The 22,831-nt window shown below is 71.1% G+C and carries 23 protein-coding genes and 1 pseudogene; 13 read left to right on the forward strand and 11 right to left on the reverse strand.

The features are described 5' to 3' along the window. Position 1: 1 nt before the first annotated feature. The gene (locus PINTE_RS00835) at positions 2-367 is read right to left on the reverse strand and encodes a DUF2255 family protein (RefSeq protein WP_068424858.1); all 366 of its coding nucleotides are present in this window, start codon (positions 365-367) and stop codon (positions 2-4) included. A gap of 605 nt (positions 368-972) precedes the next feature. Here PINTE_RS00835 and PINTE_RS00840 point away from each other — a divergent pair. Continuing rightward, positions 973-2,178 carry an HNH endonuclease signature motif containing protein gene (locus PINTE_RS00840; RefSeq protein ID WP_169798429.1) on the forward strand — a complete coding sequence of 402 codons (1,206 nt, stop codon included), beginning with the start codon at positions 973-975 and terminating at the stop codon, positions 2,176-2,178. Positions 2,179-2,183: 5 nt separating this feature from the next. Here PINTE_RS00840 and PINTE_RS00845 read toward each other — a convergent pair whose 3' ends face one another. Further along, entirely contained in the window at positions 2,184-3,953 is a 1,770-nt protein-coding gene (locus PINTE_RS00845) for a thiamine pyrophosphate-dependent enzyme (protein ID WP_245642730.1), read from the reverse strand. A 33-nt stretch (positions 3,954-3,986) separates the two neighbouring features. Beyond that, a pseudogene (locus tag PINTE_RS00850) lies at positions 3,987-5,523 on the reverse strand (FMN-binding glutamate synthase family protein). Positions 5,524-5,659: 136 nt separating this feature from the next. Here PINTE_RS00850 and PINTE_RS00855 point away from each other — a divergent pair. Together PINTE_RS00855 and PINTE_RS00860 are read left to right on the forward strand one after the other, a co-directional pair. Then, positions 5,660-6,553, forward strand: coding sequence for a nucleotidyltransferase domain-containing protein (locus tag PINTE_RS00855; protein WP_068424870.1), 894 nt, complete (start codon positions 5,660-5,662; stop codon positions 6,551-6,553). Between the two features lie 78 nt (positions 6,554-6,631). Next, positions 6,632-7,411 (forward strand): GTPase domain-containing protein, encoded by a 780-nt coding sequence (locus PINTE_RS00860; protein WP_068424873.1) that lies wholly within the window; start codon positions 6,632-6,634, stop codon positions 7,409-7,411. A gap of 18 nt (positions 7,412-7,429) precedes the next feature. Here the strand turns inward: PINTE_RS00860 and PINTE_RS00865 are convergent, their stop codons facing one another. Both PINTE_RS00865 and PINTE_RS00870 read right to left on the reverse strand, forming a co-directional pair. After that, positions 7,430-7,852, reverse strand: coding sequence for a rhodanese-like domain-containing protein (locus tag PINTE_RS00865; RefSeq protein WP_068424875.1), 423 nt, complete (start codon positions 7,850-7,852; stop codon positions 7,430-7,432). 48 nt (positions 7,853-7,900) lie between these two features. Further along, positions 7,901-8,359 (reverse strand): YdeI/OmpD-associated family protein, encoded by a 459-nt coding sequence (locus PINTE_RS00870; RefSeq protein ID WP_068424879.1) that lies wholly within the window; start codon positions 8,357-8,359, stop codon positions 7,901-7,903. 92 nt (positions 8,360-8,451) lie between these two features. On the opposite strand from PINTE_RS00870, the gene PINTE_RS00875 reads away from it, so the two are divergent. From PINTE_RS00875 to PINTE_RS00885, 3 genes are read left to right on the forward strand one after another with little or no spacing between them, the layout of a single operon-like run. After that, complete coding sequence (locus PINTE_RS00875; RefSeq protein WP_245642731.1) at positions 8,452-9,822, forward strand: acyclic terpene utilization AtuA family protein; 1,371 nt, start codon at positions 8,452-8,454, stop codon at positions 9,820-9,822. After that, entirely contained in the window at positions 9,819-10,145 is a 327-nt protein-coding gene (locus tag PINTE_RS00880; protein ID WP_068424885.1) for a DUF4387 domain-containing protein, read from the forward strand. Before PINTE_RS00875 ends, PINTE_RS00880 begins: the two co-directional genes overlap by 4 nt. A 36-nt stretch (positions 10,146-10,181) precedes the next feature. Beyond that, on the forward strand, positions 10,182-11,210 hold the full coding sequence (locus PINTE_RS00885) for an aldo/keto reductase (protein ID WP_068424888.1): 1,029 nt from the start codon (positions 10,182-10,184) through the stop codon (positions 11,208-11,210). A gap of 33 nt (positions 11,211-11,243) precedes the next feature. Here PINTE_RS00885 and PINTE_RS00890 read toward each other — a convergent pair whose 3' ends face one another. Further along, entirely contained in the window at positions 11,244-12,560 is a 1,317-nt protein-coding gene (locus tag PINTE_RS00890) for an anaerobic C4-dicarboxylate transporter family protein (RefSeq protein WP_068424890.1), read from the reverse strand. Positions 12,561-12,930: 370 nt separating this feature from the next. On the opposite strand from PINTE_RS00890, the gene PINTE_RS00895 reads away from it, so the two are divergent. Both PINTE_RS00895 and PINTE_RS00900 read left to right on the forward strand, forming a co-directional pair. Further along, positions 12,931-13,749 carry an MBL fold metallo-hydrolase gene (locus PINTE_RS00895; RefSeq protein WP_084343061.1) on the forward strand — a complete coding sequence of 273 codons (819 nt, stop codon included), beginning with the start codon at positions 12,931-12,933 and terminating at the stop codon, positions 13,747-13,749. A gap of 65 nt (positions 13,750-13,814) precedes the next feature. Next, positions 13,815-14,291, forward strand: a complete 477-nt coding sequence (locus tag PINTE_RS00900; protein WP_068424897.1) for a cupin domain-containing protein — start codon at positions 13,815-13,817, stop codon at positions 14,289-14,291. 24 nt (positions 14,292-14,315) lie between these two features. Here the strand turns inward: PINTE_RS00900 and PINTE_RS00905 are convergent, their stop codons facing one another. Continuing rightward, positions 14,316-14,903 carry a TetR/AcrR family transcriptional regulator gene (locus tag PINTE_RS00905; protein ID WP_068424901.1) on the reverse strand — a complete coding sequence of 196 codons (588 nt, stop codon included), beginning with the start codon at positions 14,901-14,903 and terminating at the stop codon, positions 14,316-14,318. A gap of 122 nt (positions 14,904-15,025) precedes the next feature. On the opposite strand from PINTE_RS00905, the gene PINTE_RS00910 reads away from it, so the two are divergent. Then, complete coding sequence (locus tag PINTE_RS00910; RefSeq protein ID WP_169798430.1) at positions 15,026-16,243, forward strand: FAD-dependent monooxygenase; 1,218 nt, start codon at positions 15,026-15,028, stop codon at positions 16,241-16,243. Positions 16,244-16,272: 29 nt separating this feature from the next. Here PINTE_RS00910 and PINTE_RS00915 read toward each other — a convergent pair whose 3' ends face one another. Continuing rightward, positions 16,273-16,554, reverse strand: a complete 282-nt coding sequence (locus PINTE_RS00915; RefSeq protein ID WP_068424906.1) for a DUF2249 domain-containing protein — start codon at positions 16,552-16,554, stop codon at positions 16,273-16,275. A 149-nt stretch (positions 16,555-16,703) separates the two neighbouring features. Between PINTE_RS00915 and PINTE_RS00920 the strand changes: the two genes are divergently transcribed. Next, positions 16,704-17,396 (forward strand): helix-turn-helix transcriptional regulator, encoded by a 693-nt coding sequence (locus PINTE_RS00920; protein WP_068424909.1) that lies wholly within the window; start codon positions 16,704-16,706, stop codon positions 17,394-17,396. Positions 17,397-17,432: 36 nt separating this feature from the next. Then, positions 17,433-18,620, forward strand: coding sequence for an MFS transporter (locus tag PINTE_RS00925; protein ID WP_217996453.1), 1,188 nt, complete (start codon positions 17,433-17,435; stop codon positions 18,618-18,620). Between the two features lie 9 nt (positions 18,621-18,629). Here PINTE_RS00925 and PINTE_RS00930 read toward each other — a convergent pair whose 3' ends face one another. Together PINTE_RS00930 and PINTE_RS00935 are read right to left on the reverse strand one after the other, a co-directional pair. Continuing rightward, positions 18,630-19,544: a YhjD/YihY/BrkB family envelope integrity protein gene (locus PINTE_RS00930; protein ID WP_084343063.1), complete on the reverse strand. Its 915-nt coding sequence runs from the start codon at positions 19,542-19,544 to the stop codon at positions 18,630-18,632. A 37-nt stretch (positions 19,545-19,581) separates the two neighbouring features. Beyond that, positions 19,582-19,941: a DUF488 domain-containing protein gene (locus PINTE_RS00935; RefSeq protein WP_068424919.1), complete on the reverse strand. Its 360-nt coding sequence runs from the start codon at positions 19,939-19,941 to the stop codon at positions 19,582-19,584. 60 nt (positions 19,942-20,001) lie between these two features. Here PINTE_RS00935 and PINTE_RS00940 point away from each other — a divergent pair, with 60 nt between their 5' ends. Beyond that, positions 20,002-20,646, forward strand: a complete 645-nt coding sequence (locus PINTE_RS00940) for a DUF1345 domain-containing protein (RefSeq protein ID WP_068424924.1) — start codon at positions 20,002-20,004, stop codon at positions 20,644-20,646. A gap of 11 nt (positions 20,647-20,657) precedes the next feature. On the opposite strand, the gene PINTE_RS00945 is transcribed toward PINTE_RS00940, so the two are convergent. After that, positions 20,658-21,149 (reverse strand): hypothetical protein, encoded by a 492-nt coding sequence (locus PINTE_RS00945; protein ID WP_068424927.1) that lies wholly within the window; start codon positions 21,147-21,149, stop codon positions 20,658-20,660. Positions 21,150-21,331: 182 nt separating this feature from the next. Here PINTE_RS00945 and cls point away from each other — a divergent pair, with 182 nt between their 5' ends. After that, complete coding sequence (gene cls, locus PINTE_RS00950; RefSeq protein WP_217996454.1) at positions 21,332-22,828, forward strand: cardiolipin synthase; 1,497 nt, start codon at positions 21,332-21,334, stop codon at positions 22,826-22,828. Positions 22,829-22,831: the final 3 nt, after the last annotated feature.

Here is a 22,831-nt window from a genome sequence, read left to right on the forward strand (position 1 = left end):
ATCAGGGCACCATCTTCAGCGCGGCTTCGGCCGCGGACGGCGCCACCATCGCGTCGACGTACATGCCGCTGCCGTACTTGGCCCGATACGCGTCGTCCATCGCCGCGCGCAGGTCGTCGTCGGCCTCGACGAAGGAGACCGACCGCTCGACTCCCCCGGCACGGATGCTCGCCCTCGGATGGCGCTGCACCTGCCGGAACCAGCTGCCGCCGCGGCCGCGGTAGGCGCGCACGTAGAGGTCGTCGCCGATCCGGACCACCCAGATCGGCAGGTAAGAGCGCAGCGTTCCGTCCCTGCGCTCGGTCGCGATGTCGAGTTCCCTCGCCGCGCCGATGCTGTCGAGCTCCTCCGCCGTCCAGGTGCCCATGGCTGCCTCTCGCCCGTGGTGACGGCCCCGCCTGGGGCACGTTGGTCGTCAGGCCCCCCCGGGCGGTCGGTCTCGCGCAATGTCCGGAAGCCTCAACCTGTCTGTGATGCAGATCACATAGCTGGTGAGCGCCGAGTTTTACTGTGCCGCAATCGATCTCCCTCTCGTCATGAACCGTTTGAATGTCGCTGTTGCGCAGACGTATTCGGGATTAGGACAGCTGGTCGAACAAACATACGTTCGATATCCTGTGCGCATGGACTTCACCCTGACGTCGACATCTCCGACGGTGCTGCGGCACCGGCCGGTGACGTCGACCTGTCCGGAGGCGGGGTGCCCCAGCTCGTGGGGGAAACGCTGCCGGCGCAGGTGCGGGCAACCCAGCCCGTCGGGGAAGCGCTGCTGGAGCAGGTGAAGGCGGCTCGCGCGGCGTTGTCGGGGTTGCCGGGGCTGCTGTCGCGGGTCGGGTCGGATGAGTTGCCTGAGCTGGCCGCTGCGGCTGCCGGTGCCGTCGCGGCGGCGTGTGCCGCGCAGGCGGCCGTCGTCCTGGAGGCCGAGGACGCGGGGTCATCGCCGAGTCGGATCACCCGCGGGTGCCGGCGTGGGTGCAGCAATCCCACGTCGAGGCCGGGGTGCCGGTGTCGCCCAGCCGCGCCCGGGCACTGGGCGCGCTGGCGCGGATCTGCGATCGCCAGGACGCGGCGCCGCTGCGGGAGGCAGTTCTCGAGGGTCGGGTGACGGTCGAGTCCGCAGAGCTGCTCGCCTCGACTTATCGGCGGTTGCAGGGTTCGATCGCGGTGAAGTCCTGGGACGGCGTGATGGACGCCCTGATCGGCCTGGCCGCGCACGGGGTGACCAGGCGTGAAATGGCCGCGATGGAAGAGCAGATCATCGGGCAGTACGGCACCGAGCAGGAATACCTGGAGCGGGAGCGCCGGTATGACCGGCGCGACTTCACCGAACTCACGCTCAATCCGCGGACGGGGATGTACGAAGGCCGCGTGCGGCTCGACGCCGCGTCGGCCGCGACGGTGATCGCCGCGATCAACGCCCTGAGCGCGCCGCGGCCCACTAAGCCAGCGGCCGCTGACGCGGCTGACGCGGCCGAAGCGACGGACTCGGCGACCGCCGGTAAGTCCGAGCCCGATCTGCGAACCGCGGGTGAACGCCGCGCGGACGCCCTGGTGGCGTTGGCCGCGCATGCCGCGGTGCCGGACAAGAACACCCCCGGCACCGGCGCCAAAGCCAAGGTCGTCGTAACCATCAAACTCGCCGACCTCGTCGCTGGCCTCGAATCCGAAGCCCTGCCCCGCGTGTTCGCCGACCTCGTGCGAAAGCACCGCGAGCGCGTCGGCGGCGACGGGTTCCGCACCGACCACAACCACGACTGCGGCACCACCGCCTTCGGGCACCCCCTGACCCCCGGCCAGGTGCGGGTGCTGTCCTGCGATGCGCAGATCATCCCCGCCGTCCTCGGCACTGGCTCCGAACCCTTGGATCTGGGCCGCGGGAAGCGGCTGATCTCACCGGGACTGGCCACCTACCTGGCCATGCGAGACGGCGGATGCACCTTCCCCGGCTGCTCAATGCCACCCGCCTGGTGCGACGGCCACCACCTCATCAGCTGGCTCATGGGCGGCCCCACCGACCGCCACAACACCGCCCTGCTCTGCCGACACCACCACACCGTCGTCCACCGCTACGGATTCATCGGCGTCGTCATCGACGGCGAGGTCAGATGGAGCAGAGCCGACGGAACCCCCATCGGCAACCGACCCCGCGCACCCGGCCGGCCGGCGTCGCGCGAATAGCGCGCCTACCGGCTCTCGATCGACTCCTTCATCTTGGCGATCGCGAAACCCCAACCCTGCGCGAGCGTCGGCTCCGGCGGCACCGACACCTCGTCGGGGTTGGTGACGACGTCGAGCAGCACCGGGCCGGGCGTCTCCAGGGCCCAGCGCACCGACTCCTCCACGTCGCCGGGGTTCGTCACGCGGCGCCCGTGCCAGCCCAGCGCCGCCGCGACCGCGGCGATATCGGGGTTATCCAGCTCCGTGCCGAACTCCGGCAACCCGCCCTGCTCCTGCTCGAGCTTGACCATGCCCAGGCGACCGTTGTCGAACACCACGACCTTGATCGGGAGCCGGTACGTCACCGCCGTGCGCAGGTCACCGAGCAGCATCATCAGTCCGCCGTCGCCGCTGAACGAGATGACCTGCCGCTCCCGGTCGAGCGCCTGCGCACCGAGGGCCTGCGGCATCGCGTTCGCCATCGACCCCAGGTTGTAGGAGCCGACGAGCCGGCGCGTGCCCGACAGGGTGACGAACCGGGCCAGCCACGCCGTCGACATCCCGGTGTCGCTGGTGAGGATCGCGTCGGGCGCGGCCAGGCTGTCGACGGCCGCGGCGAGCACCTCCGGGCGGATCCGGTCGTCGGGGTTGTCGAAGACGCCGCGCACCTTGCCGACCAGCGACGTCTTCTCGTAATCGGGGTCGACGAGCGCGAGCTGCCGGTCCCGCCACGACGCGTACGCCCGCGTCGCCTTCTCCAGGTGCTTGCTGTCGCGGTCCGAGGCGTTCGACAACCGCGGCAGCAGCGCGCGAAGCGTGTGCCCGACGTCACCAACGAGCGCGTGATCGACCGCCACCCGGCGCCCGATGTGCGCCTGCCGCGCGTCGAGCTGGATGACGGTCTTGCCGCTGGGATACCAGTCGCGATACGGAAAGTCGGTGCCGACGAGGAACAGCACGTCGGCGTCGTCCATCGCGTGCGCCGCGGCCGAGTTGCCGATGAGGCCGGACTGCCCCACCTGGTACGGGTTGTCGTGCTCCAGCCCCTCCTTGCCCTTGAGCGTGATCACCATCGGCGCCTGCAGGGTCTGCGCGAGCTCCAGCACCTCGGCCCGCGCCTCCCGGGCGCCTTTGCCGACGAGCAGCGTCACCGTCTCCGAACCGGAGAGCACCTGTGCCGCCTTCGCGACCTGATCCTGCGGCGCCGCCGCCCACCGCGGCCCGGGCGCGAACCGCGGCCCGGGCGCGAACCGCGGCGTGCGGGAGCCCTCGGGCAGCTCCTGGCCACCCAGGTCGCCGGGCAGCGTGAGCACCGCCACCCCGTGAGCCGCGTAGGCCGCGTTGACGGCCTGCTCCAGCAGCAGCGGCATCTGCGCGGCGCTGCTCACCGTGCGGGCGAACACCGCGACGTCGGCGAACAGCCGGTCGTTGTCGACCTCCTGGAAGAAGTCGCTGCCGATCTCCTCACTCGGCACCTGCCCGCAGATCGCCAGCACCGGCGCGTGCGACTTCTTCGCGTCGTACAGCCCGTTGAGCAGGTGGATCGACCCCGGACCTACCGTGCCCAGGCACACCCCGATACGCCCGGTGAGCTGGGCCTGCGCGCTGACGGCGAAGGCCGCGGCCTCCTCGTGACGCACCCCGATCCACTCGATGCGCCCGTCGGTGCGGATCGCGTCGGTGACCGGGTTGAGGGCGTCACCGACGACACCCCACATCTGGGTGACCCCGTGCTCGGCGAGCGCGGTGACCACGGATTCGGCGACGGTGACCATGCGGCGACTCCTGAGACTCATGCGTACGACTGCGGATGACGGGCGCGGGGCGGCTCAGCCCGGCGTGCGGAAGGTGTGGGCGCTGGCAGTGCGCCAGTCGTCGGCCCACGTCTGCGGCGGCTCGGCCAGCAGCTGCCCCGGCTCCAGCCACTCGAACAGCTCGGCGTAGGAGGCGGTCTGGGTCTGGCTCACGTTGCGGCGCAGCATCCACGGTCGCAGCTGCGAGGGGTGCTGCACGCCCATCGCCGCCATGAGCTTGGTCGCCTCGGTGACCGTCGCCTCCTGGAAGCGCTGCACCCGCTGGCTCTTGTCGCCGACGTCGAGGGCGCGGGCCCGCCGCCTGTTCTGCGTGGCGACCCCGACCGGGCACTTATCTGTTGCACATCTGCGCCTGGATGCAGCCGACGGCCATCATCATCGCGCGGGCCGCGTTGGTGTAGTCGGCGCCCTGGATGAGCCGCTTGACGATGTCGTTGCTCGCCGCGACCTTGCCGGAGGCCCCGATGCGGATGCGGTCGCGCAGACCGGTGCCGACCAGCGCGTTGTGCACGAGCATGAGGCCCTGGGTCAGCGGCATGCCGACGTGGTCCTCGAACTCCAGCGGCGCCGCGCCCGTGCCGCCCTCGGAGCCGTCGACGATGATGAAGTCCGGCGCGGTGCCGACCTCGAGGATCGCCTTGCAGATCGCCAGCACCTCGACGCGCGAACCCACGCACAGCTTGAAACCCGCGGGCTTGCCGCCGGACAGGTCACGCATGCGGGCGACGAACTCGATGAGCTCGGTGGGGGTGGAGAACACCCGATGCGCAGACGGGCTCACGCACTTCTCGCCGCGCGGCACGTCGCGGATCTTCGCGATCTCCTTGGTGACCTTCGCGCCGGGCAGCACGCCACCGACTCCGGGCTTGGCGCCCTGGCTGAGCTTCAGCGAGACGCACTTGACCTGCTCCTTGCCCGCCTTGTCGGCGAACTCGTCGGGGTCGAAGTCGCCGTCCTTGGTGCGCGCGCCGAAGTAGCCGGTGCCCAGCTCCCAGATCAGGTCGCCGCCGTTCTCCTCGTGATACGGAGACAGCCCGCCCTCGCCGGTGTCGTGCGCGAACCCACCGAGGGCCGCCCCCTTGTTCAGCGCGCGGATCGCGTTGGCCGACAACGCCCCGAAGCTCATCGCCGACACGTTGAGCAGCGACATGTCGTACGGCTGGGTGCAGTCGGGGCCGCCGATGCGCACCCGCGGCGGCTCCTTCAGCTCCGGCACGGGCGCGACCGAGTGCACGAGGTATTCGTAGCCCATCTCGTTGACGTCGCGCTCGGTGCCGAACGCCTGCTCGCCGTGGATGCCCTTGGCGCGTTCGTAGATGATCGAGCGGACGTCGCGGTCGTACGGCCTACCGTCCCAGTTGCGTTCGATGAAGTACTGCTGCAGTTCGGGGCGAATGTCTTCGAGCAGGAAGCGGGCGTGCCCGAGCACCGGGTAGTTGCGCAGCACGGCGTGCTTCTTCTGCACCAGGTCATGCACCGCCACCGCCGCCAGGCCCGCCACCCCGAGGGCGGCACCGGCGGCGGCTCCCGAACGCGGGTCGGGTCGTGTCATCTCGGGCTCCTTCGCGCCCGAACACCGTCGTTTCGGGCAACACACCGTCTCGCACGGCCGCTGAACCCTCTCTGAGTGGCGGACCACCGGTTCCGGTTGCGGCGCCGCCGAACGACGAGGCCGTAACGTCAAACGCATGCCCCGCGCCGCCGTGATCCCCGGAGATCGCACCCTGCCCCCCGCCTTCGATCATCCGCACGCTTCCCCGCAGGCGCGGGCGCTGGCAGAGTCGGGCCTGGTGCTGCGCGTGCAGGTGGGTTCGGGGGTGCACGGAACGGCGATCGGGGGCCAGGACGACCGCGACGAGATGGGCATCTGCCTGGAGCCGGCGGAGTTCGTCACCGGACTGTCGAGGGTGCCGCGCGGCATCGACACCGACACCCGGATCCCGTTCGAGCAGTATCAGCGCCACACCGCCTGGGACCGGGCCGGCGGCCTCGCGAACCGCTCGGGCGCCGGCGACCTCGACGTCGTCGTCTACACCGCTCGCAAGTGGTGCCGCCTGGCGGTCGACGGTAACCCCACCGTGCTGTTGGCCTTGTTCGTGCCGGACGACGAGGTCGTCTACCGGGACGAATGGGGCGCCGAGCTCGTCGACAACGCCCACCGGTTCGTCTCCCGCCGGGCGGCGGCGCGGTTCCTGGGCTACCTGCGTTCACAGCGCGCCGCGATGAGCGGCGAGCGCGCCGCCCACACCAACCGGCCGGAGCTGGTCGAAAAGCACGGATACGACACGAAGTTCGCCATGCACGCCCTGCGGCTCGGCCTGCAGGGCGAGGAGCTGCTCACCACGGGGCGCATCACGTTGCCCGTGCCGCGGCTGCAGCGGGAATACCTGCGCCGGGTGCGGCGCGGGGAGGTGCCGCTGCCCGAGGTGATCGCGCAGACGCAGCGGGCGCAGGAGCGGCTGACGGCGCTGCGCGACGACTCCGCGTTACCGGCCGAGCCCGACCTGGCGTGGGTCAACGACTGGCTTCACCGCGCCCACCTGGCCTACTGGGCGCGTGGACCCCAGCCTGTCCGGCGGTGATCCGGGTGCGCGCGCGGAACCCCGGGTCGTTGTGATGAGGTGGGGACACCTGACCGTAGATTCCGCGAGGTACGCCGCATGAACCGACCCGCTTCCCGCGCCGGGCATGGCGCCGCCACCATCGGCTCGACCCTGGGCGGCGCGCTGTCGGCCCTGTCCGCGGCGCCCGGCCAGGTGGCGCACCTGTTCCGGCACCGCTTCCCGACGGTCGCGGTGACCGGCATGACCGGCATCGGCAAGACCCGGCTCGTCGACCGGCTCGCGCGCCGCTCGACCGCGGAGGTCGACGACGCGGGCTCCGCGGTCATGGAGCGGCGCACCCGCCGCACGTCCAAGGGCCGCGGGTTCCGGATCCGGGTCGTACCCGGCGACAACGCCGCCTCCCGGTTGTGGGCGCTCGACGAGGTCTTCCACGAGGAGCCTGTCGACGGCGTGCTGCACGTCGTCGCCTACGGCCACGCCACCCCGCGCCGCACCGGCGGCACGAGCGGTGCCGCCACCGCGACCCACGAGGAACTGCTGGCCGCCGAGCTGGAGGACTGGGCGATCACCGCGCACCGCATCGCGGGCATGGCCGTGCGCCGGGGCCAACCGGTGTGGCTGATCATCGTCGTCACCAAAGCCGACCTCTTCCCCGACCGCATCGAGGAGGCGGTGACCTACTACTCCCCCGGCAGCGGCTCGGCCTTCGGCAAGAAGATCGACGAGCTACGGGCGTTGGCCGGCGGCGCGCACATCTCCATCGACGTGCTGCCGATGAGTGTGCCCACCGAGGGCGGCACCGGCCCCCGCCGGCGCAGCGACGACCAGCTCGCGACGCTCGAACGACGTATGGCCCAACTCAGCGGCCACGTCTGACGACCAGCGCCAGCAGGCTCAGGCCCCGCGGCGCGGGCGCTCGACGACGGGGTGGCCCGCCTCCTGCCAGGCGGTGAAGCCGCCCTCGATGTGGGTGACGTCGTGGAATCCCATGTCGTGCAAGGCGGCCGCGGCGAGCGCGGAGCGCCACGCGGAACCGCAGTAGAGCACGAGACGTCGGCCGTAGTCGAGATCGGGCCGGTAGTAGGGGCTCGCCGGGTCGACCCAGAACTCGAGCATGCCGCGGGGCGCCGAGTACGCACCGGGGATCATGCCGAGCCGGTCGAGCTCCTTCGGCTCCCGGATGTCGACGAACAGCACGCTCTCGTCGCCGAGCAGCGCCGCCGCCTCCGCCAATGGCAGCGGCGGCACCACCTGGTCGGCAGCCTCGACGAGGTCGCGGGAGGAGCGGGCTAGGGGGCTTCCGGGTTCGCGCGCCATGACGGCATCCTGGCAGCCGCGCCGGCGCCCGGCACGGCGTCGCGACGATCAGCCGCGGAGCTCGGCGAGCACCTTCTCCAGGCGCCGCTGCCGCGTGGCCTCCTGCTTGGCGTCCGCGATGCCGCGGGCGATCTCCTTGCGCCGCGTGAAGCTGAGCTTCTCGAAGGCCGCCGCCGCGGCGGGATCGGCCGCGAGGGCCTGGGCGAGCAGCGGCGGCACGTCGACCGTGCGCTCGGCCACGTCGAGCGCGATCACCGCCTCCACCTCGTCACCGGCGGCCACCCCGAACGCCGCCCGGACCTGCTTGTTGAACCCGATGAGCGGCCCGTCGCCCATCGAGGCGATCCGCAACCGCTCGGTGTGCCCGCCGATCGTCACCGTGACCGGCGGCGTCTTCGTCGACCCCAGCTCGGCCACCTGCTGCGGCGTCAGCCGGATCGCCACCGCCGGGCCCGCGGGCACGACCGTCGTCACGAGTCGCAGTGACCGCTCCTCGGGTGCCGTCATGATGTCTCCTCCCACTGTGCCGGGACCGCGTTCACGCCGCGTTTCAGACCATCAGGCTGCCAGTATGGGCGGATCCCACGGAGGTGAGGCACGTGACGCAGGACGAGATCCGCATCCTGTCGCCGACGGCGATCCTGGGCTACGGCTTTCCGGAGGCGTCGTGGCGGGCCGGGCTGGAACGCGACCCGCACGTCATCGCGGTCGACGCCGGCTCCACCGATCCCGGGCCCTACTACCTCGGCGCGGGAAAGTCGTTCACCGACAAGGAGGCCGTCGCGCGCGACCTGCGGCTCATGCTCGCCGGGGCCCGCGAACTCGGCATCCCCGTCATCATCGGCTCCGCCGGTGGAGCCGGGGCGCGGCCGCACCTGGACTGGACCGTCGACATCGTGCGCGCCGTCGCCCGCGAGCTCGCGCTGAGCTGCCGCCTCGCGGTGATCGGTGCCGACATCGACAAGGACACCCTGCGGCGGGCGCTCGCCGCAGGGCGGCTCACCCCCGTCCCGGCCGCGCCGGACGCCACGGACGACGACATCACCGACAGCACCCACGCGGTGGCCCAGATGGGGGTCGAACCGGTCGTCGCCGCCCTCGACGCCGGCGCCGACGTCATCGTCACCGGGCGCGCCTACGACCCGGCGGTTTTCGCCGCCGTGCCCATCCGCTCGGGGTTCGACGCGGCCCTCGCCCTGCACCTGGGCAAGATCCTGGAGTGCGCCGCGATCGCCGCCACCCCCGGCTCCGGCGGAGACTGCATGCTCGGCACCCTGCGCGCCGACCACTTTCTCGTCGAACCGCTGAATCCCGCCCGGGCGTGCACGACGACCTCGGTGGCGGCCCACACGCTGTACGAGAAATCCGACCCCTACCGGCTCCCCGGACCGGGCGGCGTGCTCGACCTCACCGCAACGGTCTTCGAGCCGGAGACCGATCGGGTGGTGCGGGTGCGCGGCACGACCTTCGCCCCGACTCCGTACGCGGTGAAGGTCGAGGGCGCTGCGCCGGTCGGCTACCGGACGCTGTCGATCGCCGGCGCCCGCGACCCCGTGTTCATTGAGCAGGTCGACGACCTCGTCGACGCGGTGCACGCGGCCGTCGCCGACAACTTCGCCGGCGTCGACCCGCAGGCCTACCGGCTCCAGCTGCACCTGTACGGCAAGAACGGGGTGCTCGGCCCGCTGGAGACCACGACGCAGCCCGCTCACGAACTCGGCATCGTCTTCGAGGCGGTCGCGCGCACACCGGAACTGGCCGACACGGTCTGCGCGTTCGCCCGCTCCACGCTGCTGCACCTGGGCTACCCAGGACGGCGCAGCACTGCCGGCAACCTCGCGTTCCCGTACTCGCCGTCGGACGTGCGCACCGGCGAGGTGTACCGGTTCTCGCTGTTCCACCTGCTGGCGGTCGACGACCCCACGGCGCTCTTTCCCGTCGAGCTGACGACGATCGGAGGCGAGGGATGAGCGTGCGGCTGCGCGACATCGCCGGCGTGATCCGCTCCAAGAACGCCGGCCCCTACGAGCTGACCCTCGACGTCATCTTCGACGACCCCGCCTGGTACCGCCGGGTCGTCGACTCCCGGTTCATCGACGCGGAGCTGATCGCCCGGCTCTACCGGGTCGGCGAAGACGACGTGCTGCACATCATCGCCTTCGACCCGGCCCATGCCCTGAAGATCACGCTGCGTCGCGCGCTCGTCGCCGGCGACCTCGGTGAGACCGACGTGTACGGCGCCCAGCAGCACGCCCCGCTCGTCGACCTCGAGCTGAACCTCGACGTGCCCTGACTTGCCGAACGCGCCACCGCGGCGTGTGATGGCGGCATGCGCCATGCACACGTCGACACCGCCGTTCCCGTCTCGCAGATCGGACTGGGCACCTGGCAGTTCGGGTCCGGTCGGGAGTGGGGCTACGGGCCCGACTACGACGACCACGAGGCCGCCGCCATCGTGCGCCGCGCCCTCGAGCTCGGCGTCACGCTCTTCGACACCGCTGAGATCTACGGCCGCGGCGCCAGCGAGCGCATCCTCGGCAGCGCGCTGCGGGACGCCGGCGCCGACCCCGACGCGATCTTCCTGGCGAGCAAGCTGTTTCCACTGTTGCCGGTGGCCCCGGTCGTCGAACAGCGGGCGATCGCGAGCGCGCGCCGGCTCGGCGTGCGCCGACTCGACCTCTACCAGGTGCATCAGCCGAACCCCGCCGTGAGCGACGCGACGACGATGCGCGGGATGCACGCGCTGATCCAGCTCGGCGTCGTCGGGCACGCGGGCGTGAGCAACTACTCGCTGCGGCGCTGGCAGCAGGCCGACGCCGCGCTGGCGGTCGCGCACCGGCAAGCGCACGACACTGCCTCGCTCGCCGGACCGGCCCCCGTCGTGCTGGCCAACCAGGTGCAGTACAGCCTCGTGCACCGCGGGCCGGAGGACGAGCTGCTGCCGTTCGCGCGCCGGGAGAAGCGCCTGGTCATCGCGTACTCACCGCTCGCGCAGGGACTGCTGTCGGCGCGGCACACCTCGGGCGAACGGGTCGGCGGGGTGCGGTCGGCCAACCCGCTGTTCCTGCCCGAGAATCTCGACGCCGCGCGGCCGTTGTTCGCGACGCTGCGTGAGATCGCCGACGCCCACGACGCGACGCCCGCGCAGGTCGCTCTCGCCTGGGTGATCCGCGACCCGCAGGTCGCCGCGATCCCCGGAGCCTCCAGCGTCGAGCAGCTGGAGAGCAATGTGGCCGCCGCCGAGTTGCGGCTGCGCGACGACGAAGTCGCTGCTCTCACGCGCGCGGCACTCGACTTCCGCCCCGTCACCGGTTGGCGCTCGGCACCGAAGGTGTTGCGCTCCCTGGCCGGCCGCTGAACTCTCGCGGCCGGTCGTTGGGCGCGGATTCGCTCAGATGAGGACCGCCCCGAGCAGGAAGCCGAGCGCGACGGTGACGATGATCGCGACGGTGCCAGGGATGACGAACGGGTGTGCGAGCACGAACTTGCCGACTCGGGTGGAGCCGGTGTCGTCCATCTCCATGGCCGCGACCGTCGTCGGGTAGTTCGGCAGCAGGTAGTAGTTGGCGACGGCCGGGTAGCTGGCGACCAGCGCGATCGCCGGCAGCCCGAGGTGCACCATGAGGGGCATGAACGCGGTGGTGGTGGCCGCGTGCGAGAACATCAGCGGCGCCGCGAAGTAGAAGAACACCGCGGCCAGCCACGGCTGGGCCTGCAGCGGACCGGCCAGCGCCGCCTGGATCTGCTCGAGGTAGTTGTTGACGAACATGTTGCCCAGCCAGGCCAGGCCCATGATGCAGATCGCGGCGGTCATGCCGGCGCGGAACGTGCCCTGTTCGGCGATGGCACCGGCCGGCTTCTTGGCGACGACGCAGATGAGGGCGGCCGTCGTCAGCATGATCGCCATGATCGCGGCGGTGGAGTCCATCGGCGGCTCGGCGATGATCCCGAGTTCCTTCGACGTCAGGGTCGCGTAGGTGACGACGAGCACAAGGGCGAGCATGAACAGCAGCAGGCTCGGCACGGCGCTGCGCTGCGGCGTGTAGTCGACGTCGGCGCTCGCGACGCTCGGGCGCACCAGGCCCTTGGCGAGACGCTCCTGGTAGACCGGGTCGTCCCTGAGTTCGCAGCCCTGGCGCGAGGAGACGATGGCGCCGACGAAGCACCCGATGAAGGTCGTCGGAATGGTGATCGCCAGGCATTGCAGATAACCGACGTTGAGCGGCGTCATCGCGGCGGCCAACGCCACCATCGCTGCTGAGATCGGGGAGGCGGCCACCGCCACCTGGGAGGCGACGACCGCGATCGCCAGCGGCCGCGATGGTCGGATCCCGCGCTCCTTGGCGACGTCGACGATGACCGGAATCACCGAGTACGCCGTGTGCCCGGTGCCGCACAGCAGCGACAGCATGTACGTGACGAACGGCGCCAGATAGTTGATCTGCTTCGGGTGGCGGCGCAACAGCACCTCGGTGAGGTGCACGAGATGGTCCATGCCGCCGGCCACCTGGAGCGCGGCCACGGCGCAGATCACCGGCATGATGATGCCGATCACCGACCACGGCACGTCCTTCGTGGCGGTCGTGTGCAGGCCGGTGACGGCGAGTACCAGCACACCGGCTCCACCCGCGAGGCCGATGCCGATGCCACCCAGGCGCGCACCGATGATGATGAATGCGAGAACGACGATCAGGTGAAACCAAATCATGTGGCCCGCCCCGTTCCGTGAGCATGAAAAGTCCCACTTAGGCAGGACGAATCGAATATCGAGTCGGCGGACACGATCGGAAGAATCCGAGATCGACGCAGGTCAGCGCGGCTCCAACGGGAACAGTAGCAGCGGGCATATTCGCGCGGGGAAGGAAGAAGGTCCCACCTGCGGCCGTCCATCGACAATTCCGGGAGCACATTCCGCACGCTTCTCAGAAAGCGCGGAATTCTTAGCTGTTTTTCAGAAAGCGCACCGTGCATGGTGGCTGAGTGAGGTTGCCGTCAGCGGGGTCATCGCGGGTCGTCGCGACCCCTGCATGGCCTCCGCCTCCGCCAGGGTGATCGCGGGCCGCCACTAGGGTTGGCTCGTGACGTCGGTATTGACGGTTCTCGGTTCCTGCGGAGCATGGCCGGAGACGGGGCGCGCCTGTTCCGGCTTCCTGCTCGAGCACGAGGGCTATCGCGTCGCCCTCGACCTGGGATACCGCACGGCCCCGCGGCTGTTCGACCTGCTCGGGTCGCCGGTTGCCGAGGGCCTCGACGCCGTCATCATCACGCACCGCCACCCCGATCACATGATCGACCTGCACACCCTGTTCCAGGCCCGCCACAACGCGGGTGGGAGCTCCGGCGCGCTGCCGCCGTTGCCGGTGTACGCCACCGAGGGGGTCCGCATGACCGTCCGGGCGCGCCGGGGCGACGCACCCGGGCGCGCGGTGGACTCCGTCTTCCGCTGGCACGAGCTGCCGGGCACCTACGACCTGGGCCCGTTCCGCCTCACCGCCCGTCGTCTGCCACACGTCGTGCCGAACGCCGGAGTCCGCCTCGACTCCGACTCCGAGTCAAACTCCGTGAGCGTGGCCTACAACGGCGGGTGCGGCCCGTCTCCGGAACTCGTGGAGCTCGTGGCGGGCGTCGACCTGTTCATCGCGGAGGCGAGCGACCGCTATCAGCGGGTGCAGGTGCCGGCCTCGCTGCAGTCGGAGTTCCACCTCGACGGGCACGCCGCCGGTGACATCGCCACCGCGGCGGGCGCGCGGCGCATGCTCATGACGCACTTCTGGCCGGGAAACGATCGCCAACGCACGCTGGCGGACGCGCGCCGATCGTTCGACGGGCCCATCGTGCTCGCGGACGAAGGACTTCGGCTGCCCTTGTCGGGCCAAGCGGGTCGAAACGACCCCTGAAACGACTCTAGGGTCGAGACGACAGGTTCGAGCGCAGCGCCCTCGGCGCCAGAGAAAGGCACACGATGACCGTCTCCGACAACGGCCCCCACCCGAACGCCTTCGACATCGAGGGTGAGACCCGGGCCAACAGCAATTACCGCACGGTCGCCTGGACCGGCAAGTACCTCCAGGTCACCCTCATGTCGATCCCGGTCGGTGAGTCGATCGGCCTGGAGGTGCACCCCGAGACCGACCAGTTCCTGCGGCTCGACGCGGGCCAGGGCAGATGTGTCATGGGCCCGGCGCAGGACCGGCTCGAGTTCGAGCAGGACGTGCGGGACGGGTGGGCCATCCAGGTGCCCGCCGGCACGTGGCACGACGTCATCAACACCGGCGACGAGCCGATGCGCCTGTACACGATCTACGCGCCCGTGCACCACGCGCCTGGCATTACGCAGGCCACGGCCGCGGACGCCAGCGCGGACGAGGAGGCCGGCCGCGACGAGCCACCGTCGTGGTCTGTGCAGCCCGGCGGCGGCGAGCCCGACGGGCACGCCTGAGAGTCAGCGCCGCCGGCTCAGCGGTCACCCCGTCGCGCCGGCGGGGCGCACGAGCGGCAGGAAGATCGTGTCGACGATCTCCTCGATCACGTCCTGCGGCACCGGCTCCAGTCGCGTGACGATCTCCATGCGCATGAGGTCGACCGGCAGCGCCGCGATCCTGGGGGTGAGTCGCGCCGGGTCGATCTCCCCGCGGGCGATGGCCTCGTCGTACATGGTCTGCACGAGCGCGAGGAGATCGACGTCGATCGACGCGTGCAGGGCCGCCGGTGTCGTTCCCGTGTCGGCGAAGTAGCGCGCGAGGTGGGCGCTCACGGCGGCGGCGATTCCGAGCAGTTCATCGTTGGCCTGCCGCATGAGGGCCAGCATGTCGTCGCGCAGGGAGCCAGTGCCCGGAGCCTGGAGTCGCACCCGCGAGACCGCGTGCTGGATCGCGGCTCGCAGGAGGGCGTCGCGATCCGGCCAGCGCCGGTACAGCACCGGTTTGCTCGTTCCGGCGCGCTCGGCGACCAGGTCCATCGTCACCGCCGGGTAGCCGCCCTGCGTGAACTGCTCCCATGCCGCGGCCAGAATCGCCCCTTCCAGCTCCTTGCCCCGACGTCGGGTCGTCATCCCCTCACCTCCTAAGACACTTTGCGTATCCTATCGCACCCTGCCAGCGTCTTCGTTAAGAAACGAGGGGTTTCTTATTACGTGGATGGGAGTGGGCTTCAATGACAGACAGCAGCATTCGAGTGCACCGGGAACCAGCCCCGCGAGCACTGGTCGTCGGGCTGGGTATCAGTGGCACCGCCTCCGCCCTGGCGCTGCACCGCGCCGGGTGGGAGCCGGTAATCATCGAGCGCGCGCCGCAACGCCGGCGCGGCGGCTACTTCATGGCGATTTTCGGGGCCGGTCGGTACGCGGCGCAGGACCTCGGTGTGGGTGACCGGCTCGCCAACCACCGCTCGCCCGAACCGACGACGTACACAATCGACCGCACGGGCCACCGCCGCCCGGGCCTGGGGTTCGGCGACCTGCCGATCAACCCGTACCTGACGATGCGCGACGACGTGGAGGAGGCGATCTACGACACCCTGCGCGAGCAGGCTCCCGACGTATCGATCCGATTCGGCACCACCCCCCGCGCGATCAGCCAGGACGCCGACGGGGTCGACGTCACCCTCACCGGGCCGGACGGCACCACGACCGAGCGCTTCGACCTCGTCGTCGGTGCCGACGGCATCCACTCCCAGGTACGCCGGCTTGTGTTCGCCCCCGACTCCGAAGCGATCGACCGGATGGGCACGATGATCTGCGCGTTCGCGCTGACCGACGATCTGCCGACGCTGCCCCAGGGCATGGGCGCCCGGCTCCTGGAGCCCAACCGCGCGTTCCACGTGTTTCCGTTCGACGACCGCCCGTCGACCGTGCTCTTCTCCTACGGCACCGACGACGTGAAGGCGGAGAAGCGAGTGCCGGTGGCGGCCCGCCTCCGGGAGGTGTACGGGCACGATGCCGAACTCGGCCCGGTGCTGGAGGCGGCGATCACGCAGCTGGAGGACGGCCGCCCGGCGCTGTTCGACGCGGTCGAGCAGGTGCACCTGCCGTCATGGCACCGCGGGCGGGTGGTGCTGGTCGGCGACTCCGCCTGGTGCCCGTCGCTGTACTCCGGCATGGGCGCGACCTCCGGCCTCGCCGGCGCGAACCTGCTGGGCCTGCGCCTCGCGGAGCATCCCGGCGACGTCTCGGCGGCGCTGGACGGGTGGGAGCGCACGCTGCGCCCGCACATCCGGGAGTACCAGAAGATGGGCGTCGACGCCCGGTCGTTCTTCACCCCCGCCACCGGTCAGGAACTGCGGGCCGGGGAGCGGCGAATGCGCTTGCAGACCGCGCCGATCACCTCGTGGGTGTTCGCGCGCCTCCTGCCGCTACTGCCGGTCATGCGCAAGCGCGAGGTGCACCTGGTGTGAGGTCCGGTCGGATGCCGGTCGGATGCCGGTCAACGGCGGGCCAGCCGCAGCTTCCAGGCCTCGGGGCCGCGCTCCAGGTAGCTGACCTCGATCGCGTCGCCCTCGCGGTCGGCAATCTGCGCGAGCAGCGGCTTGGGGTCGTGTGGCGCGACGAGGATCAGCGCGCCACCCGGCTTGATCGCCGACAGCGCCCCGAAGATCGTCGCGTGGCGGATCGCGTGCGGGATGGCGCGAGCGTCGAGCTCGGGCTCGCCGTGGTCTTCGTGGCAGCCGCAGGCGGACCGCACTTCGGTGATCTCCAGCTCCGACATCGAGGTCTCCTCTCCTCGCCCGGCTGTTCGTCGCGGCGCGGGCGGCAGCATCAGGGATGTGGCGGCACCGAGCGCGCCGCACAAGGCTGAAATTATCACATTGCAGTAGTATTAATTCGTCCTCGTCCCGATGCCGAAAGCCATCAGTCATGTCGCAGAGCCCGCGCTCGATCGGCCGCCCCACCGCTGGGGTGGCCGGCACCCGCGGCCAGGTGTTGGCGGCGGTGCGCGCGTCGGGGCGTGCGGTGGGCATCGAGGAGCTCGCCGAACGGCTCGACCTGCACCCGAACACCGTGCGCTTCCACACCGAGGCTCTGGAGGCCGACGGCATGCTCCGCCAGGAGCGCGAGCAGCGCGTCGGTCGCGGGCGCCCCAAGATCCTGTACCGGCCCACCCGGGCGGGAAGCCGCGGCGGCGAGCGCAACTACCAGCTGCTCGCCGCGATGCTCGTCGAGCACCTCGCGCTCGGCTCACCCGACCCGCTGCCGGCCGCCCGGGAGGCGGGCCGGCGCTGGGGGCGGCGACTGGCCGGCGACACCGTCTCCCACCGATCGGGCGGGACCGGGGATTCGAGCGAGCCCGTGGCCGACGTGCTCGGCGACATGGGCTTCGAGCCGGAGCCGGTGCCCGGCGGCATCGCGCTGCGCAACTGCCCGTTCCGCGAGATCGTCGACGACAACCAGCCGGTGGTCTGCGCGGTCCACGAGGGGATGCTCGAGGGGATGCTAGAGCGGTCGCTGCCCGAGGGTGCCGAGGCGGGCCGGCGCCGGGTCGCCCTCGAACCGTTCGCCGCGCCGGACACGTGCCTGGTGCGGCTGGAGCCACGGGGGCACGAGCAGTAACTGCCTGGCCGCGGCCCGACGGTGTTTGATGTGGCGGTGACCTCACCCACGGCCGGCACGTCCGGAATGACACGCGGATTCACGCTCCTGCTGGCCGTGCTCGGCACGATGTCGGTGAGCAACCTCTACTGGGCGCAGCCGCTGTTGCCGGTCATCAGCGCCGAGCTCGGGGTCTCGACGGAGTCGGCGGGGTTGCTCGTCACCGCGACCCAGCTGGGTTACGCGCTGGGCATCCTGCTCATCGTGCCGCTCGGCGACCTGCTCGACCGCAAGCGGCTGGTGCCGCTCATCGTGCTCAGCTCGGTCATCGCGCTGCTGGCGTGCGCGACGGCGCCGACGTTCGGCCTGCTCGTGGCGGCGATCGCGCTGCTGGGCTTCACGAGCGTCGCCGGGCAGCTGGTGATCCCGCTGGCCGGTGATCTCGCCGACGACGCCTCCCGGGGGCAGGTCGTCGCGACCGTCATCGCGGGATTCCTCGCCGGCACGCTGTTGTCGCGGGCGGTCAGCGGGGCGCTGGCCGACGCCATCGGCTGGCGATCGATCTTCGTGGCCGCGGCGCTCGTGGCGCTGGTGCTCGCGTGGGCCGTGCATCGCCACATACCGGTGCTGGCGCCCCGCGCGACCCTGCGGTACCCGGCGCTGCTGGCGTCGATCGGCACGCTGGTGCGGGAGAACCGCACGGTGCGATGGACGCTCGCGCTGAGCGCCACGCAGTTCTGCGTGTTCATGATGTTCTGGACCGCGCTGACGTACCTGCTGAGCAGCCCGCCGTTCGACTACCCGGTCAGCGCGATCGGCGTCTTCGGCCTGCTCGGGCTGTTCGGGGTCGTCGCCGCGCAGCACACCGGCCGGCTGCACGACCGCGGCTGGTCGCTGCCGGCCATCGGCGTGTGCTGGGTGTTCGCCCTGGTCTCGCTGGCGATCCTCGCGTTCGCGCCGGGCTCCCTCGCGGTGCTCATCACCGGCGTCGTGCTGCTGCACCTGGCCCTGTTCCCGGTCAACGTGCTCATCGCCGCCCGCCTGTTCGGCCTCACCCCGCAGGCCCGCAGCCGCGTCAACACCGCGCTCGTCTGCCTCAACTTCGTCGCCGCCGCGCTCGGCTCGGCCGCCGCCGGCGCCCTGTGGTCGGCCGGCGGCTGGCTCGCCATCGTCGGTGCCATGGCCGCGCTGTGCGTCGTCGGCCTCGCCCTGTGGGCCCTCGGGCGCCGCGGCCCGCTCGCTTGAGCGGGCCGGTCAGCCCTTCACCGCGCCTGGTGACCGGGCCGTGCGGGCCCAGGCCGCAGCGAACATGACGACGCGGGAGAAGTAGTAGATCCACACGAGCAGGATCAGCGCGATGCCGAAGGCCTGGAAGGCCGGCTGCCGGGTCGTCGAGGCCAGCAACCAGGTCGACGCCTGCTTGAGCACCTCGAAGCTCACGCCGCCGAGCAGCGCGCCAGACCGTACCGCGCCCGCCGACACCGGCGGTTCGGCGAGCAGCCGAAACATGACCGTGAACAGCACCGTGCTCGCGAGCACCCCCAGGGCCAGCGACAGGGCCTGCAGCAGCCACGCCAACCCGGTCTGTAGACCGATGAATTCCGCGATGCGCGTGGAGAACCCGGTGACGAGCCCGGTGAGCGCGACGCCGAGGACGAGCACCACGCCGATGACGACGAGCACCACGAGATCGCGCGCGTAGCCGGTGACGAATCCGGGCCGATCCCGCAGTGGGGTGTCGAACATCGCCTGCAGCGCCGAGCGCATGTTGCCGATCCAGCCCAACCCGGAGTACAGCACGGCCAGGCCGCCGAGCCCGGCAACCGGGGCGGCCGCGCTCTCGATCGTCGAGAGCGAGAGCCGGCCCTGACCGGCTCCGATCATGCCGGGCAGCACCGCCTGCAGGCCCTGCTCCAGGGACTGCCGGGCGTCCGGAGCGTAGGCGCTGATCGCGCCGACGGCCGCGAACGCCAGCGCGAGCATGGGGAAGAACGACAGGAACGCGTAATAGGTGACCGCCGCCGCGAGCGTGGAACCCTGCCGGGCGCGGTACTGCCCGACCGCCCGCACGACGTGGTCGACCAGCGGCGAGCGAGCCCGAGTGCGCGCCGTGAGGCGGGTCGCGCCGTCCCGGGCGCGCGTCGCTCGAGCCGCTAGTCGCTGTTGCACGCCCGCAGTGTAGAAAGGCCGCCTCGGCGGGCTTTCGTCAGCCGCCCAGTTCCTCGGCCAGCACGGTGGCCTCGCTGATGTCGGCGCGCTTGGTCGCGGTCAGCAGCGTGAGGTCACCCTGCGACGCCAGTTCCCGCAGGTGCTCCAGGGCCTCGGCGCGCTCCGGCTCCGTCAACTCCTCGCGGTAGCGCCGGGCGAACTCCTCGTACTTGTCCGGGTCGTGGGCGTACCACTTGCGCAGCTGCGTCGACGGCGCCACCTGCTTGCACCACTCGGTGAGGTCGGCGCGGTCCTTGCTCATGCCCCGCGGCCACACGCGGTCGACGAGCACGCGCCGGCCGTCGTCGGGCTTCTCGTCTTCGTAGATGCGCCGGACCTGTACGCGTCCCTTCGCCATGTCCGCCAGTCTCGGCGCGGTCCCGGCCGGGGGCAAGGTGGGGGCCCTATCGTGACACCGATGAACACCCCCCGACTTCCCATGCCGCCGGGGCGACGCATGATCGTCGCGCTCTGCGTCGGCGCCGTCGTCGGCGCGCTCGTCGCCGCCTCATCGGCGGTGCCGCTGGGGATCCTCGTCGGCGTCACCGTGATGCATCTGGTGTTCCTCGGCTGGGGGTGGACCGTGCTGTGGCCGCTGTCCCCCGAGCAGACCACCGCCAACGCCCGCCGCCAGGACGTGCGGCCCGTCGTCGAAGAACTCATCGTCGTCGCCGCGGCCGTCGGTGCCCTCGTCGGCATCGTCATGCTGCTCGTGCTGACCCACTCCGGCTCCGACAGCCAGGTGGGCGCGGCCGTGGCGCTCGCCGGCGTGTTCAGCGCCTGGGCCAGCCTGCACCTCATGTACGCCGGGCGATACGCCTACCTGTACTACATCCGCGAGAGCGGGCACGGCATCGACTTCAACCAGAGCGAGCCGCCCGCCTACCGCGACTTCTTCTACTTCAGCTACAACCTCGGCATGACCTACCAGGTCTCCGACACGTCCGTCGGCGACAGCACGATCCGCGCGACCACCCTGCGGCACTGCCTGCTCTCGTACGTCTTCGGCGCCGTCGTGCTGGCGAGCACGGTCAACCTCGTCGCCGGGATCGCCACGAACTGAACGGTTCTGGCTCAGACCACCGCGTCGATCGTCGTCTCGGAGCCGGCCACGACCACGGTCTCACCCGCGCGCTTGCCGAGCAGCAGCTGATACACCGGTGCGTCGGTGGCGAGCCCCGCGTACGCCGCACCCCCGGAGGTGAACTCGTCGGTCGGCACCCCGACCACGTAGCTCGTGCCGTCGAGGGTGACGATCGCCCCCGGCTGCACGACCTGCGTCGGGCTCATGTCCAGGCCCTTCGCCAGCGAGATCAGCGCCAGCTGCGCGGCCTCGTTCTCCTGCAACGCGGCCCGCTGGTCGCCCGCCTCGTCGCGCTGGGAGTCGTCGTCGACGCGGTGCTCCTGGTCGTCCGGCGCCTGCGCCGCGCTCTCACGGTCGTCGATCGAGGCGTCCGCGGACGACTCCTCGCCGCGCAGGTGCGCGATGAGGTCGGCCCGCACCTGCTCCTTGTCGATGCCCTTGCCGGTGCCCTGGTCCGTGCTGCTGTCCGTGTCGGCAGTCATGCCGCGATGCTACGGGCGAGCGCCGGACCGCGGGGCGGATCCTCGTCGAGCTCGTCGCCGTCACCGCCGCGTCGCAGGTCGTCGCGGCCGCGCTGCTGGCCCGGGCGCTGCGTCTGGTCGGGCTCCCATTCAGCGGCGAGGGCTAGGCTCGCACCACCTGCGACGCGTGTAGGAGGCCGGACGTGGCCCCGTTGGTGATCTGGCAGCAGAGCCCGTTCGGCTGGCTCTTCTCGATGCTCGTGTTCGTCGTGCACCTGGCGGTCGTGGCGCGCGCCATCGTGCGACCCGACCGCACCCCGACCTCCCGCATCGCCTGGGTCGCGGTCATCATGACGCTGCCGCTCGTCGGGATCGTCGCCTACCTGTTCATCGGGGAGACGAGCATCGGCCGCGACCGGGTGAAGAAGCTGCGCGCGGTCAACGAGCGGATGCGCCGGCCCGACGAGCACCCCGACAATGGGCTCGACGTGCCCGAGCGGGCGGTGGAGCTGTTCGACCTCGGTCGCACCATCAACCGTTTCGAGCCCCGGTCGGGCAACCGCATCCGGGTCATGGGCGACCCCGACGCCCCCGCCGACAAGCCGATGATCAACTCCGACGTCGCCATCGACGCGCTCGTCGCCGACATCGAGGCGGCCCGCGAGCACGTGCACCTCAGCTTCTACATCTGGCTCGACGACCACAACGGGGGCAAGGTCGCCGACGCCGTGTGCGCCGCCGCCCGCCGCGGCGTGCAGTGCCGCGTCATGGTCGACGATCTCGGGTCGCACGCGTTCATCCACTCCCCGCGCTGGAAGCAGCTGCAGGACGCGGGCGTGCACGTGCACGCCACCCTCAACGACATCCCGCGCCTCGGGCACCTCGCGATCGGGCGCGTCGACCTGCGCAACCACCGCAAGATCGTCGTCATCGACAACGCCATCGCCTACTGCGGCTCCCAGAACTGCGCCGACCCGCAGTTCAGGGTCGCGCCCAAATATGCGCCGTGGATCGACATCTGGCTGCGCTGCGAGGGGCCGCTTGTACGACAGGAGCAGTACATCTTCCTCGCCTCCTGGATCGCCGTGACCGGCGAGTCGTCGCTGGAGGGGCTGCCCACGGCGCAGCCCGCGCCGCAGACGTTCGAGGGCGGCGCGATCGCGCAGATGTTCGGCACCGGGCCCACCACGCTCGACGACGCGATGTCCGACATGTTCGTCGCGACGATCTTCGCCGCCCGCGACGACCTGGTCATCACCACGCCGTATTTCGTGCCCGACGCGGCCCTGCTGCGGGCGATCTGCGCCGCGCCCCGCCGCGGCGTGAGGACCACCATTGTGTTTCCCGAACGCAACAACTCCCCGCTCGTCGGCGCCTCCTGCCGCAGCACCTACCCGTCGCTGCTGGAGGCGGGGGTGCAGGTCTACGAGTACCCGCTGGGGCTGCTGCACACCAAGACGATGACCCTCGACGGCGAGATCGCCCTCGTCGGCTCGGCCAACATGGACCGGCGCAGCCTCCAGCTGAACTTCGAGAACAACATGGTCGTCGTCGACCGCGACGTGGTCGCGCAGGTCCGCGCGCGCCAGGATTCCTACCTGGCGGTCTCCCATCGCGTCGACCCGGAGGCGGTCGCGGCCTGGCCGCTGCGGTACCGCCTCGTGCAGAACGCCGTGGGGATGCTCGGGCCGCTGCTGTAGGGG

This window comes from Piscicoccus intestinalis NBRC 104926, assembly GCF_001515525.1.
Lineage (GTDB): Bacteria > Actinomycetota > Actinomycetes > Actinomycetales > Dermatophilaceae > Kineosphaera > Kineosphaera intestinalis.